Source organism: Endozoicomonas atrinae (assembly GCF_001647025.1).
GTDB classification, from domain to species: Bacteria; Pseudomonadota; Gammaproteobacteria; order Pseudomonadales; family Endozoicomonadaceae; genus Endozoicomonas; species Endozoicomonas atrinae.
In genome coordinates this window covers 1-413 of sequence record NZ_LUKQ02000800.1, presented here as the reverse complement: position 1 = coordinate 413, position 413 = coordinate 1, and the positions used below count along the sequence as shown (strand labels likewise).

At 56.2% G+C, this 413-nt stretch carries 1 protein-coding gene; it reads right to left on the bottom strand.

Annotated features, from left to right (window positions below; translation table 11 throughout):
• Positions 1-413, bottom strand: a 413-nt coding sequence (locus AK963_RS34505; protein ID WP_175404805.1) for a hypothetical protein, incomplete at both ends; no start/stop codon positions are given.

Here is a 413-nt window from a genome sequence, read left to right as displayed (position 1 = left end):
TCCAGTGTTGCTTTGGCTGCCTGATAATCCTTAACCACCGCATCCGGTGTGACCTGCTCGGGTTTCTGCTTGCCATCCGGTGTCAACAGCAGGCCCCTCAGGCAACATTGTTCCTTAAAGCGCGCTATCCCCAGCTTGCCTTCTGGACTATCTGGGAAATCCTTAACCACCGCATCCGGTGTGACCTGCTCGGGTTTCTGCTTGCCATCCGGTGTCAACAGCAGGCCCCTCAGGCAACATTCCGCTTTGAAGCGCGCTAGCTCCAGTGTTGCTTTGGCTGCCTGATAATCCTTAACCACCGCATCCGGTGTGACCTGCTCGGGTTTCTGCTTGCCATCCGGTGTCAACAGCAGGCCCCTCAGGCAACATTGTTCCTTAAAGCGCGCTATCCCCAGCTTGCCTTCTGGACTATC